The organism is Pantoea sp. 22096, assembly GCF_052045955.1.
GTDB classification, from domain to species: domain Bacteria; phylum Pseudomonadota; class Gammaproteobacteria; order Enterobacterales; family Enterobacteriaceae; genus Pantoea; species Pantoea alfalfae.
In genome coordinates this window covers 77,172-89,520 of sequence record NZ_JBQEPW010000003.1, presented here as the reverse complement: position 1 = coordinate 89,520, position 12,349 = coordinate 77,172, and the positions used below count along the sequence as shown (strand labels likewise).

General features: G+C 56.3%; 12 protein-coding genes. 8 read left to right on the top strand and 4 right to left on the bottom strand.

The window, feature by feature from the left end:
• Nucleotides 1-4: 4 nt before the first annotated feature.
• Both ACTJKZ_RS13100 and rlmM read left to right on the top strand, forming a co-directional pair.
• Nucleotides 5-400: a DUF423 domain-containing protein gene (locus ACTJKZ_RS13100; protein WP_003854633.1), complete on the top strand. Its 396-nt coding sequence runs from the start codon at nucleotides 5-7 to the stop codon at nucleotides 398-400.
• The gene (gene rlmM / locus ACTJKZ_RS13095) at nucleotides 393-1,493 is read left to right on the top strand and encodes a 23S rRNA (cytidine(2498)-2'-O)-methyltransferase RlmM (protein WP_161732837.1); all 1,101 of its coding nucleotides are present in this window, start codon (nucleotides 393-395) and stop codon (nucleotides 1,491-1,493) included. The genes ACTJKZ_RS13100 and rlmM overlap by 8 nt, the downstream gene beginning before the upstream one ends.
• A gap of 24 nt (nucleotides 1,494-1,517) precedes the next feature.
• On the opposite strand, the gene xni is transcribed toward rlmM, so the two are convergent.
• The 3 genes from xni to queF form a co-directional block, all read right to left on the bottom strand.
• Nucleotides 1,518-2,273 (bottom strand): flap endonuclease Xni, encoded by a 756-nt coding sequence (xni, locus tag ACTJKZ_RS13090; RefSeq protein ID WP_222925041.1) that lies wholly within the window; start codon nucleotides 2,271-2,273, stop codon nucleotides 1,518-1,520.
• A gap of 33 nt (nucleotides 2,274-2,306) precedes the next feature.
• Nucleotides 2,307-3,671 (bottom strand): nucleotide 5'-monophosphate nucleosidase PpnN, encoded by a 1,365-nt coding sequence (gene ppnN / locus ACTJKZ_RS13085; protein WP_440829699.1) that lies wholly within the window; start codon nucleotides 3,669-3,671, stop codon nucleotides 2,307-2,309.
• Nucleotides 3,672-3,840: 169 nt separating this feature from the next.
• Nucleotides 3,841-4,686, bottom strand: a complete 846-nt coding sequence (queF, locus tag ACTJKZ_RS13080) for an NADPH-dependent 7-cyano-7-deazaguanine reductase QueF (RefSeq protein ID WP_440829698.1) — start codon at nucleotides 4,684-4,686, stop codon at nucleotides 3,841-3,843.
• Nucleotides 4,687-4,748: 62 nt separating this feature from the next.
• Here queF and syd point away from each other — a divergent pair, with 62 nt between their 5' ends.
• The 4 genes from syd (at nucleotide 4,749) to ACTJKZ_RS13060 (ending at nucleotide 7,452) form a co-directional block, all read left to right on the top strand.
• Nucleotides 4,749-5,297: a SecY-interacting protein gene (gene syd / locus ACTJKZ_RS13075; RefSeq protein ID WP_161732831.1), complete on the top strand. Its 549-nt coding sequence runs from the start codon at nucleotides 4,749-4,751 to the stop codon at nucleotides 5,295-5,297.
• Between the two features lie 587 nt (nucleotides 5,298-5,884).
• Nucleotides 5,885-6,214 (top strand): YqcC family protein, encoded by a 330-nt coding sequence (locus tag ACTJKZ_RS13070; protein ID WP_033783977.1) that lies wholly within the window; start codon nucleotides 5,885-5,887, stop codon nucleotides 6,212-6,214.
• Nucleotides 6,214-6,993 (top strand): tRNA pseudouridine(65) synthase TruC, encoded by a 780-nt coding sequence (gene truC / locus ACTJKZ_RS13065; protein WP_440829697.1) that lies wholly within the window; start codon nucleotides 6,214-6,216, stop codon nucleotides 6,991-6,993. Before ACTJKZ_RS13070 ends, truC begins: the two co-directional genes overlap by 1 nt.
• Nucleotides 6,994-7,005: 12 nt before the next feature.
• On the top strand, nucleotides 7,006-7,452 hold the full coding sequence (locus tag ACTJKZ_RS13060; protein ID WP_161732827.1) for a flavodoxin: 447 nt from the start codon (nucleotides 7,006-7,008) through the stop codon (nucleotides 7,450-7,452).
• 66 nt (nucleotides 7,453-7,518) lie between these two features.
• On the opposite strand, the gene garD is transcribed toward ACTJKZ_RS13060, so the two are convergent.
• Nucleotides 7,519-9,078 (bottom strand): galactarate dehydratase, encoded by a 1,560-nt coding sequence (gene garD / locus ACTJKZ_RS13055; protein WP_161732825.1) that lies wholly within the window; start codon nucleotides 9,076-9,078, stop codon nucleotides 7,519-7,521.
• 565 nt (nucleotides 9,079-9,643) lie between these two features.
• Between garD and ACTJKZ_RS13050 the strand changes: the two genes are divergently transcribed.
• Together ACTJKZ_RS13050 and ACTJKZ_RS13045 are read left to right on the top strand one after the other, a co-directional pair.
• On the top strand, nucleotides 9,644-11,005 hold the full coding sequence (locus ACTJKZ_RS13050; RefSeq protein ID WP_161732823.1) for an MFS transporter: 1,362 nt from the start codon (nucleotides 9,644-9,646) through the stop codon (nucleotides 11,003-11,005).
• The gene (locus tag ACTJKZ_RS13045) at nucleotides 11,002-12,348 is read left to right on the top strand and encodes an enolase C-terminal domain-like protein (protein ID WP_161732821.1); all 1,347 of its coding nucleotides are present in this window, start codon (nucleotides 11,002-11,004) and stop codon (nucleotides 12,346-12,348) included. Before ACTJKZ_RS13050 ends, ACTJKZ_RS13045 begins: the two co-directional genes overlap by 4 nt.
• Nucleotide 12,349: the final 1 nt, after the last annotated feature.

The window sequence follows — 12,349 nt, the reverse complement described above, 5'->3', positions numbered from 1 at the left end:
GTTAATGTCCAGTCGTGCCATGTTTGTTTTTGCGGCTATCAGTGGATTTCTGCTGGTAGCTTTTGGCGCATTTGGTGCCCACGTTTTGAGCCAGTCGCTGGGTGCGGCTGAGATGGCCTGGATTCATACCGGGCTGGAATATCAGGCTTATCACACGTTAGCGGTGATGGGACTGGGTGCCGCGATGTTACGCCGCGCCAATATCTGGTTTTACTGGAGCAGTGCGCTGATGGCGCTCGGCACCGTGTTGTTTAGTGGCAGCCTCTATTGTCTGGCGCTGTCACATCTGAAGTTTTGGGTTTTTATCACACCGGTGGGGGGAGTCTGTTTCCTCGCCGGTTGGGTATTGATGTTGATTGGCGCGCTGCGTCTTAAACGAAAGGCAGAACGCCATGAATAAAGTTTTACTCTATTGTCGTCCCGGTTTTGAAAAAGAGTGTGCGGCGGAAATCAGCGCCAAAGCGGCTGAACGTGAAATCTACGGCTTTCCGCGGGTTAAAGATGATTCCGGCTACGTGCTGTTTGAGTGCTACCAGTTTGAAGATGCCGAGCGTCTGGCGCGTGAGTTACCGTTTGACGAGCTGATTTTTGCCCGGCAGATGCTGGTTGTCGGTGAAATGCTGCGTGACCTGCCGCAGGAAGATCGCATCACCCCGATTGTCGGTATGCTGACCGGCGTGGTGGAGAAGGGCGGCGAACTGCGTGTAGAAGTGCCTGACACTAACGAAGCGAAAGAGCTGACCAAATTCTGCCGCAAGTTCACCGTGCCGCTGCGTTCAGCACTGCGTGAAAGCAAGATTCTACTGAACTATGAAAGTCCGAAACGCCCGGTCGTGCATGTGTTTTTCATCGCGCCAGGCACCTGTTACGTTGGCTACTCCATCCGGGAAAACAGCTCGTCGTTTTACATGGGTATTCCACGCCTTAAGTTCCCCTCCGATGCGCCAAGCCGTTCCACCCTTAAGCTGGAGGAGGCGTTTCACGTCTTTATCCCTGCGGATGAGTGGGATGAGCGTTTAGCCAGCGGCATGTACGCCGTGGATCTCGGTGCCTGTCCGGGCGGCTGGACTTATCAGCTGGTCCAGCGCAGCATGATGGTCTATGCAGTGGATAACGGACCGATGGCCCCGAGCCTGATGGATACCGGCCAGGTGATGCACGAGAAAGCCGATGGGTTTAAATTCCGTCCGCCACGCACCAACATCAGCTGGCTGGTATGTGATATGGTGGAGAAGCCGGTGCGCGTGGCTAACCTGATGACCGACTGGCTGGTTAACGGCTGGTGTCGTGAAGCGATCTTCAACCTCAAATTGCCGATGAAAAAGCGTTATGAAGAGGTCACGCAGAATCTGGCCATGATGCAGGAGCGCTTTGATGAGAATGGCATCAATGTGCAGATTCGCGCCCGTCAGCTCTATCATGACCGCGAAGAGGTGACGGTTCATGTGCGCCGTATGTGGGCCGCGACCGGTGGACGTCGCGACGAACGTTAATCGGCAGGCTGAGTGCAGCTGCACTCAGCCGGTATAACGCAGCGTATTCAGATTGCCCTGCAATACCAGATCCCGCTTCAGCATGGCGACCTGACGGCTGATCTCAGCCATTTGCTGACCTTCCGCGAGCTTTTCCTGCCATTTAGCGGGCACCTTATCCAGTTGCTGATAGATTCCTTCAAGCGTGTGAAACTCTGCCAGTAGCTGTTTCGCGCTTTTCGGGCCGATGCCGGTGATGCCTGGAATTTTACTGCTGCTGATGCCGCACAATCCCCAGTAGTCGGGGAGTAACTGGGGGGCTACGCCAAATTCAGCTTCAATAAAAGGCAGATCGAGCCACCGTTTCTGGAAGTAGTCACGGATGCGGATTTCGGGGGCCAGCAGCTGGCAGTAGCCTTTGTCGGTGGACACGATGGTGGCCTGGTGTCCGGCCTGAGCCATTTTCACCGCCAGCGTCGCCGCTAAATCATCTGCCTCATCCTCGCCCGCTATCCAGCAGCTTACGCCTGCCGAACGAAAAGCCTCCTGCAACGCCGGCATCTCTGCCTGTAGATCGTCTGGCATCGGCGGGCGACCACTTTTGTAATCGGGCAGCAGCTGATGTCGCCAGCCCTGATGACGTGCCTCGCCATCAAAAACCGCCACAGCATGAGTCGGACGGGCGTGGCCCAGAACCTGGCGCAGCGCAGCTACACAGCCGTCGACACAGGGGGAGCCCTGTACCGCATGCAGACGGCGGATCAGGTTCAACGCGTCAACAATAACAAGATGAAGAGCCATGAGCGTATGGGCAGCCCGGGGGCTGCCTCCTGGTTATTTGATAATTTCGTAGCAGGGGATGTAGGCAGTGCCAGGCAGTTTCATGCGTTGCTGGGCAACGAATCCCTGTAGCAGCTCATCCATGCGGTGCATGATGTCGGGATCGCCATGCAGTTTGTAGCGTCCCTTCTCGCGGATTTCGCGGATGCCCATCTCTTTGACATTACCGGCGACGATACCTGAGAAGGCGCGGCGCAGGTCGGCAGCCAGCTTCTCGGGAGGCTGATTGGTATAGAGATTGAGATTGGCCATATTTTCATGGGTTGGCAGGAACGGCACCTGCAAATCGGGCTCAATGCGGATCGACCAGTTAAAGCTGTACGCATCGCCGGTTTCGCGACGGTTCTCTTTGACCTGCGGCATCGCTTTCTTCATCAGACGCGCTACTTCTGCCGCGTCATCAATGATGATCTGATAATGCTTACGTGCCTGTTCACCCAGCGTGTTAACGATGAAATCATCCAGAACGCGGAAGTAATCGGCGCTCTCTTTCGGCCCGGTCAGAATCAGCGGCAACACCTGATCGTTGTTCTGCGGATTCATCAGGATGCCCAGCAGATAGAGCAGCTCTTCAGCCGTACCGACGCCGCCCGGAAAAATGATGATGCCATGAGCGATACGCACAAACGCTTCCAGACGTTTTTCAATATCTGGCATGATGATCAGCTCATTCACCAGTGGATTCGGCGGCTCAGCTGCAATAATTGAGGGCTCGGTGAGGCCGATAAAACGGCTGTCGCGATAGCGCTGCTGAGCATGGCCAACCGCTGCGCCTTTCATCGGCGCTTCCATCACGCCTGGCCCGCAGCCGGTACAGATATTCAGTTCACGCAGTCCAAGCTGCGTACCGACATTGCGGCAATACTGATACTCAACGGCGTTGATTGAGTGACCACCCCAGCAGACTACGGTGTTGGGATCCTCGCCGATGTGCAGAGCCCGCGCATTACGCAGAATCGAAAATACCGTGTTGGTGATGGCGGCGGAATCATTCTCTTCGGCTGCGCTTAACCGGCCTGGTATGTTGAGCTGGCCGCTGACAAACAGGATGTCACGCAGTACCGCAAACAGGTTAGCCTGTAGTGAGCGGATAATGCGGCCATCCACGAACGCCTCTTCCGGCGGATTGATCAGTTCCAGTTTGACGCCGCGCTCCTGGCGCAGCACGTTGATGTCGAAGTTCTCAAAGCGGGAGAGCAATTCGTGGCTGCTGTCAGTCTGGCTGCCGGAGTTAAGCACGGCCAGAGAGCAATTGCGAAACAGCTGGTAGAGGTCGCTGCTGGCAGTGCGCTTGAGCATGTCGACTTCCAGCTGCGAGAGCAGATCCATTGAGCCAAGTGGGCTGATATGGGTAATCAAATGAACTCCTTTACACCCGCCTGGGTGCGTGTTGGCACTGCAACGGCAGTGACGAAAATCCCTGGTCGGCAACCCGCAGGTTGCCGCCTTCACCAGAGTAGCCTTGTCGGCCCGCACAGCTCAAGCGGAACTGCGCTTACGGCACCCAGCCTGAGAGAAGTCTCGCAAACTACTGACGGACCAGCCGCGAAAAACCGGGCGAGAAGGGCACGTTGGTGCGCCACGGGTTAATATCCAGCCCGCCACGACGGGTGTAGCGCGCATAGACCGTCAGCGCTTCCGGATGGCAGAATCGCATCACATCATTAAAGATGCGCTCAACACACTGCTCGTGAAATTCGTTGTGCTGGCGGAATGAGACCAGATAGCGCAGCAGTGCTTCACGCGCGATACGCGGGCCTTTATAGCGGATCATGACCGATCCCCAGTCGGGCTGGTTGGTAATCAGGCAGTTCGACTTGAGCAGATGGCTGACCAGCGTCTCTTCAACGATTTCGCTGCCTGCGGCATCAGCCAGATAGTCAGCATTGAAGCGGTAATCCTCAATGGCAATATCCTGCTCATCAATACAGCAACCCTCAAAATGACCAATCGGCTGGCCTTCTATTTCATTGAGTCGGAACAGCGCGACCCGCGCTTCCCCTTCAGCACAAGCACTCAGATCCCGCTCCAGCGTCTGACGAACCTCACCCCAGTCGGCAAAGCGGGTCTGATTGAAACTGTTCAGGTAGAGCTTGAAGCTTTTCGACTCAATAAGATTACGGCTCTGCGCATCCAGCACCACTTCGCCAACGGCAACCTGTGGCAGACCTTTGCTGTTGAGCCACGAGAGTTCATACAGGGTCCAGATATCGCTGCCGGTAAAGGGCAGACTGTCGGGAAACAGGCCAAGCGGTTCACGGTTCAGGCTGCGCGGCACCGCCTGCAGTAAGCTGTTGTCATACCGATCGTGATAGGCTGTGGGTTTGCCCAGCGTCAGGTTACTGAGCGCCCGATCCTGTTCGTGAGTAGTCATTGCGGTCACCACCAAAATTAATCAAAGTGGCTAAGTGTAACCTATCAGAAGTGAGAATATGAATGATGCAGCAAACTGCCGCCGCGTTGCGTGACTTTACCACCCGATACTGCCAGCACTGGCTTCAGCAGACCGGGCATGCGCCGGCCAGCAGCGATCTCTATGGGGTGCCGTCACCCTGCGCACTGGAGGATCGCGATCAGCGGGTCATCTGGCAGCCGCAACCGTTTAGCCTGCCACCGACGCTGGATGCGGTTGAGCGGGCGGTCGACATCCAGCTCCAGCCGCCGATGACCGATTTCTACACCACGCAATTTGCCGGCGATATGCAGGCCCGTTTTGGTGAGAATCAGCTGACGCTGTTACAGGTATGGAGTGAAGAGGATTTCCTGCGGTTACAGGAGAATCTGATTGGGCATCTGGTGATGCAGCGCCGCCTTAAACAGTCGCCGACGCTGTTTATAGCCACTACTGATTCAGAGGAGGAGATCATCTCCCTCTCTAATCTCAGCGGCGAAGTGATTCTGGAGCAACCTGGTCGTAAACAGCGTGTGGTCTTAGCAGAAAATCTTGAGATATTTCTTAAGTCATTACAACCGGTTATCATCTGATTTGCAGTGATTTGCCGCCTGGCTTGTGAGATATCTCTTACAACTGCTGTGAGAGATCGCCATATAACAGTTGAGACATCCGGAAGGCTGCAATGTAAAAATATTGTGAATCATCAACTTAATGGCATTTATCTGATTTTGCGCAGCACATTTCGTAAAGTTTCGCTGTAAGTACCTTGTGCGCGTAACGAGTTCTGTCAAAATGTTTCCCACTGCAGGATGCTCAGGAAACAGATATCGTCAGGATGATGATAAGCCATGAGGCAGGAACGTAACGGAGCTTACGGCACACGGAAGGTTTCAGGATGAAACAGGATCGCTCAGGAGTGAGCAAGGGACACCTCCAGGATGGAGAATGAGAACCCCTCAGAAGAGGTGGTGGGCCAGGATGCTAAGGATACATCAGGACGATGCGCGACAGGAGTTCGCACTGGACAAGTTGTCATGGAAGAGCAGGGAGCAAAAACGTAGCAGGATGGCTGCAAACGAACCGGGAGCACTGTTTATACAGTGCTCCCTTTTTTTGTGCCTGTGCCAACAAGTGATATGCTTGCCGCCCCTTTTTGACTGCTTGCCGGAGGTGGCGCATGACGCCTGAACAATTGATTACACAACGGCTGGAGCAACTGGAAGCGGTGATGCGTGAGCACCATCTCTGGCAGAGTACCCCTCCGGCCGAAGACGCGCTCGAGAGCCGTGAACCCTTTTGCCTGGATACGCTGGAGCCGCTGCAGTGGCTCCAGTGGGTGCTGGTTCCGCGGATGCATGCCCTGATAGCGGCTCAGCATCCTTTACCGCAAAATTTTGCCGTTGCTCCCTACTACGAGGTGGCGCTGGTGCCTGACCAGCCCGGCATTGCACCGCTACTGCTGACCCTGCGTCAGCTTGACGCGTTGATCAAGGATGCAGCCCACTGATGCTGGAGATACTCTATCAGGATGAGTGGCTGGTTGCTGTCAACAAGCCCAGCGGCTGGCTGGTTCATCGCAGCTGGCTGGATCGTCATGAAACGGTGTTTGTAATGCAGACCGTTCGCGATCAGATTGGACAGCATGTGTTTACCGCGCATCGCCTGGACAAACCCACCTCAGGCGTACTGCTGATGGGGCTTTCAAGCGAAGTCGGCCGTCTGCTTTCCCTGCAGTTCGAACAGCACCAGATGCAGAAAACCTATCATGCTGTCGTACGCGGCTGGCTGGAGAGCAGAGGAACGCTCGACTATCCGCTGGTGGAAGAGCTGGATAAAATCGCTGACAGGCACGCCACGGAAGCGCGCACCGCACAGCCCGCAGTCACTGATTATCAGTCACTGGCGACGGTCGAGATGCCGGTCGGCATTGGCCGCTATCCCACATCGCGTTACAGCCTGGTTGAAATGGCTCCTAAAACCGGTCGTAAGCATCAGCTGCGTCGTCATATGTCGCACCTGCGTCATCCGATTATTGGCGATTCGGCACACGGTGATCTGCGCCAGAACCGGGGGGCCGCCGAACACTTTGGCGCTAATCGGCTGATGCTGCACGCCAGCAGCCTGGCACTCACCCATCCGGTGACCGGGGAACCGTTGCTGCTGCGCGCCGGACTGGATGGCGTCTGGCAGAACCTGATGAACCAGTTTGGCTGGCAGGATCGCATTCCTGAGGTGCCGCGGGTTGAGTTTAACGCAGCGCCAGGACAGGATAACGTTTCAGAATAAGGGAGAAAGCAGATGGCAAAGATTGGCATTTTTGTGGGGACGGTATACGGCAATGCGCTGCTGGTAGCAGAAGAAGCAGAGCCCGTTCTGCAGCAGCAGGGTCACAGCGTCACCGTGTTTGATGAGCCGACGCTGGCAGACTGGCAGAACTATGCCAGCGACGTGGCGTTAATTGTCACGTCAACCACCGGACAGGGCGATTTTCCCGACACGATTTCAGGCCTGTTCCATGCAGTTAAAGATAAGCTGGGTCATCAACCTGCGTTGCGCTATGGCGTGATTGCGCTGGGTGACAGCAGTTACGACCATTTTTGTGGCGCGGGTAAAGCTTTCGATGCGCTGCTGCAGGAGCAGGGCGCGCAGCGGATTGGTGAGGTGTTACTGGTTGATGCCACTGAAAATCCTGAGCCGGAAGCGGTGACTTCTCCGTGGGTTGAAGCCTGGGGCGCGCAGTTCTGATGACCACGCCAGGCTTATCTCTGCTTTAGGAGCTAAGGATAAGCCTGGCGTGTGTGCACGGCGCGGTCAGGTCACCGGTGCCGGGTTAAACACCGCCAGCTGATTACGGATACCCCAGCGATCGGACCAGGTCTGCTTCCTGCCACTGGCAATGTCCAGAATCAACTCAAACAACCGCCAGCCCACCTGTTCAATACTCTCTTCACCGGTCGCAATCGTCCCGGCATTGATGTCCATCAGATCGTGCCAGCGCTCTGCCAGCGCATTACGCGTCGCCATCTTGATGACCGGAATTGCAGCCAGACCGTAAGGCGTTCCGCGACCGGTAGTGAAAACCTGTAGCGTGATACCGGACGCCAGCTGCTGCGTACCGCAGACAAAATCGCTGGCGGGCGTCGCGGCGTAGATCAATCCACGCCGCGTGGGCCGCTGGCCGGGCGACAGCACTTCAACAATGGCGCTGCGCCCCGATTTAGCGATCGACCCCAGCGCTTTTTCCACCACGTTCGCCAGCCCGCCTTTTTTATTGCCCGGCGACGGATTCGCGCTGCGATCGGTCTGGCCCTGGTCGAGGTAGTTGTCATACCAGGCCATCTCCTCCAGTAAGCGCTTACCGACTTCCTGGTTAATCACCCGTGGCGTCAGCAGGTGAATCGCATCACGTACTTCAGTGACTTCCGAAAACATCACCGTCGCACCGCAGCGCACCAGCAGATCGGACGCGAAACCCACTGCCGGATTCGCCGTCACGCCCGAGAACGCATCGCTGCCACCGCACTGCATACCGACAATCAGTTCTGCTGCGGAACAGGTTTCACGCTGGCGCTGATTCAGCCGCTGGAGATGACGCTCCGCTACCTGCAGAATCTCATTTACCATCGCACCAAAACCGACCAGCTTCTCATCCTGCAAACGCACGATGTCATGATCGTCCAGCGAAATCGCCTGCACGTCAGGCGTGCCGGTCAGCAGACGCTCCGGCTGTAACTTCTCACAGCCCAGGCTGACGATCATGACTTCGCCACCGAAATTAGCATTCAGCGCCAGGTTATGAATGGTGCGAATCGGCACTACCGCCGCGGGTGCATTAATCGCCACGCCGCAGCCATAAAGGTGGTTGAGCGCGACCACGCCATCCACATTCGGGTAGCGCGGCAGCAAATCCCGTTCAATGATCTGTACGACATGATCCACCACACCGGCCACGCAGTGGACGCTGGTGGTGATCCCCAGCAGGTTACGCGTGCCGACGCTGCCATCCGCATTGCGATAACCTTCAAAGGTATAGCCTTCCAGCGGCGGCAATTCAGGCGGAACCTGATTGGCTAACGGCAGACTCGCCAGCGGAGGCGCTTCCGGCAGCGCGACCAGCGACTCATCAATCCAGCTGCCCTGGGCAATATCCCGTAATGCATAGCCGATGACTTCACCATAACGCACGATCTCTGCGCCCTGGTTAATTGCGCGCAGCGCCACTTTGTGGCCCTGTGGCACATGCTCCGTGAGTGTCAGGCCATCCGCAAACTGCGTGCCAGCCGGCAGACCCAGGCTGTTAACCACAATCGCCACATTGTCGTGCTCATGAACTTTGATATAGAGCGGTTGTTCATCTGTGTTTGGGTACATCGCTCACCTTCCCGTCTGACGTGCCGTACTTGTGCGGCACGCTGTAATGTTCTGACCTGTCACACGATTGTTTGCCATCTTCAGTATAGGGAGGCGGCGTGGGGCGCGCATTGTGCAAATGACCACCATTGAGACAAGTCGCCTTATGATTTTGAGGCGATTATCCAGAAGCAAGTGAAGAGCCTCACAAACAGCGGGAGAAAGCGTTACCTGAGGGGGTTTTCGCTCGTTTATTTGCCGCTTTCGTGAGCCATCCCGCAGGGTTTTGTGCATCCGCAATACAATCACTTCTTCACCGGCGTTATTCCAGGGCGATGTGCCAATGTGCTCGCTTCAGGCTGTTCTTATACTGGGTTCCGTTAGCCAAAGTCAGGTTATCTGTCACGACGTATTACTCATCTGAAGAGGTTACCGAGGCGCATTAGCTGCCACCTCGCAGATGGATAAATAAAGGTTTGCCAGAACAACAAGATCGCCGTGTTTAACCCAACTTCTCTCTGATACCCAACGCGATGTGTATGCAGTCAGAGCGAATGTAGCTCACGCTATATTTCAGGAGTGCATCATGAATAGTTTCAGCCAGACCGCGGAGACGGTGCAGAAGCGCACCAATGCCCGCTACTGGATTGTGGTGATGTTATTTATCGTCACCTCATTCAACTACGGTGACCGCGCAACCATTTCGATTGCCGGTTCTGCAATGTCCAAAGATATCGGTCTCGATTCGGTCGGACTTGGCTATATCTTCTCTGCCTTCTCATGGGCGTACGTTATTGGCCAGATTCCGGGCGGCTGGCTGCTCGATCGCTTCGGCTCTAAACGCGTCTATTTCTGGAGCATCTTTACCTGGTCGCTGTTTACGCTGCTGCAGGGATTTGTAGATATCTTCAGCGGCTTCGGCATCATTATGTCGCTGTTTATTCTGCGTTTCCTGGTAGGGCTGGCCGAAGCGCCTTCCTTCCCGGGCAACAGCCGCATTGTGGCCGCCTGGTTCCCGGCGCAGGAGCGCGGCACGGCGGTAGCGATCTTCAACTCGGCGCAATACTTCGCCACTGTCATCTTCGCCCCCATCATGGGCTGGCTGGTCTCTGAAGTGGGCTGGGCGCATGTGTTCTGGTTCATGGGCGGCCTGGGCATCATCCTCAGCTTTATCTGGCTGAAAGTGATCCACGATCCTACCGATCACCCTGGCGTGAACAAGGCTGAACTGGAGTACATGGAGCAGGGCGGCGCGCTGATCAACATGGATGTCAAAAAGGATAGCCGCAAAGTGAGCTGGAGCGAGAAGTGGTTCCAGATTAAGCAACTGCTGACGTCACGCATGATGCTGGGCATCTACCTCGGTCAATACTGTGTTAACGCCTTAACCTACTTCTTTATTACCTGGTTCCCGGTCTATCTGGTGCAGGCGCGCGGCATGTCGATTCTGAAAGCGGGCTTTATTGCTTCGATTCCGGCGGTGTGTGGCTTCCTCGGCGGCGTACTGGGTGGGGTAATTTCTGACTGGCTGATGCGTAAAACCGGCTCGCTGAATATCGCACGTAAAACGCCAATTGTGCTCGGCATGCTGCTCTCCATCTCGATGGTGATGTGTAACTACACCGATACCGAATGGATGGTGGTGTTCTTTATGGCACTGGCGTTCTTTGGTAAAGGCATCGGTGCGCTGGGCTGGGCGGTAATGGCAGATACCGCGCCGAAAGAGATCAGTGGCCTGAGCGGCGGTCTGTTTAACATGTTCGGCAACTTCTCCGGCATCGTAACGCCTATCGCCATCGGCTACATCATTGCCACCAGCGGATCCTTTGAGGGCGCGCTGATCTATGTCGGCATTCATGCCTTTGTCGCAGCCTTCAGCTTCCTGGTCATTGCGGGCGATATCAAACGTGTCGAACTGAAAAACTGGCCCGGTAAGGATGCATTATGAATACGCAAAGTTCGCCGGTGATTACTGAGATGCAGGTTATCCCGGTCGCCGGTTATGACAGCATGCTGCTCAATATTGGCGGTGCGCACAACGCCTGCTTTACCCGCAACATTGTGGTCCTCACCGACAGCGCCGGTCACACCGGCGTGGGTGAAGCGCCTGGCGGTGACACCATCTATCAGACGCTGGTGGAGGCGATTCCGCAGGTGAAAGGCCAGCAGATTGCGCGAATGAACCGTCTGGTGCAGCAGGTACATAAAGGCAATCAGTCGGCTGACTTCACCACTTTTGGCAACGGTGCCTGGACCTTTGAACTACGTGTCAATGCGGTGGCCGCGCTGGAAGCGGCGCTGCTTGATTTGCTGGGGCAGTGTCTGGGCGTCCCGGTGGCTGAACTGCTGGGGCCGGGCAAACAGCGCGATGAAGTCACGGTGCTGGGCTATCTTTTTTATCTTGGCGACCGCCGCAAGACGGATCTCCCTTATCTCAGTGGCGATCAGGCCAGCCACGACTGGTATCACCTGCGTCATCAGGAAGCGCTGACGAGCGATGCCGTGGTGCGGCTGGCTGAGGCGGCTGCGGATAAATATGGCTTTAAAGATTTCAAGCTCAAAGGTGGCGTGCTCCCCGGCGAGCAGGAGATCGCTACGGCGGCAGCGCTCAAGCAGCGCTTTCCCGAGGCGCGCATCACAGTCGACCCCAACGGTGCCTGGCTGCTGGACGAGGCGATAGCGCTGTGTAAAGGGATGCAGGATGTGCTGAGCTACGCCGAAGATCCCTGCGGAGCAGAGCAGGGCTATTCGGGGCGTGAAGTGATGGCCGAGTTCCGGCGCGCCACCGGCCTGCCGGTCGCGACCAATATGATTGCCACCAACTGGCGCGAGATGAACCACGCGGTGATGCTGAATGCGGTCGATATTCCGCTGGCGGATCCGCACTTCTGGACGCTGAGCGGTGCCGTGCGTGTCGCGCAGCTATGTGATGAGTGGGGCCTCACCTGGGGTTGCCACTCCAATAACCACTTCGATATTTCTCTGGCAATGTTCACCCATGTGGGTGCGGCGGCGCCGGGCAATCCCACCGCGATTGATACCCACTGGATCTGGCAGGAGGGCGATCAGCGCCTGACGAAAAACCCGCTGCAAATCCGCAACGGAAAAATTGCCGTACCGGATGCGCCGGGTCTGGGCATTGAGCTCGACTGGGAGCAGGTAAACAAAGCCCATCAGCTTTATCAGTCACTGCCCGCCGGTGCGCGTAACGACGCCACCGCGATGCAGTATCTGGTCCCCGGCTGGACATTTGACCGCAAGCGCCCGGCATTTGGCCGGACAACAGCATAAG

Excerpts from the sequence above, each read along its gene's own strand:
- ACTJKZ_RS13070 (WP_033783977.1), top strand. The coding sequence starts at position 5,885 with ATGACGCCTGAACAATTGATTACACAACGGCTGGAGCAACTGGAAGCG.
- syd (WP_161732831.1), top strand. The coding sequence starts at position 4,749 with ATGATGCAGCAAACTGCCGCCGCGTTGCGTGACTTTACCACCCGATAC.
- xni (WP_222925041.1), bottom strand. The coding sequence starts at position 2,273 with ATGGCTCTTCATCTTGTTATTGTTGACGCGTTGAACCTGATCCGCCGT.
- ACTJKZ_RS13100 (WP_003854633.1), top strand. The coding sequence starts at position 5 with ATGTCCAGTCGTGCCATGTTTGTTTTTGCGGCTATCAGTGGATTTCTG.
- truC (WP_440829697.1), top strand. The coding sequence starts at position 6,214 with ATGCTGGAGATACTCTATCAGGATGAGTGGCTGGTTGCTGTCAACAAG.
- ACTJKZ_RS13060 (WP_161732827.1), top strand. The coding sequence starts at position 7,006 with ATGGCAAAGATTGGCATTTTTGTGGGGACGGTATACGGCAATGCGCTG.
- queF (WP_440829698.1), bottom strand. The coding sequence starts at position 4,686 with ATGACTACTCACGAACAGGATCGGGCGCTCAGTAACCTGACGCTGGGC.
- garD (WP_161732825.1), bottom strand. The coding sequence starts at position 9,078 with ATGTACCCAAACACAGATGAACAACCGCTCTATATCAAAGTTCATGAG.
- ACTJKZ_RS13045 (WP_161732821.1), top strand. The coding sequence starts at position 11,002 with ATGAATACGCAAAGTTCGCCGGTGATTACTGAGATGCAGGTTATCCCG.
- rlmM (WP_161732837.1), top strand. The coding sequence starts at position 393 with ATGAATAAAGTTTTACTCTATTGTCGTCCCGGTTTTGAAAAAGAGTGT.
- ACTJKZ_RS13050 (WP_161732823.1), top strand. The coding sequence starts at position 9,644 with ATGAATAGTTTCAGCCAGACCGCGGAGACGGTGCAGAAGCGCACCAAT.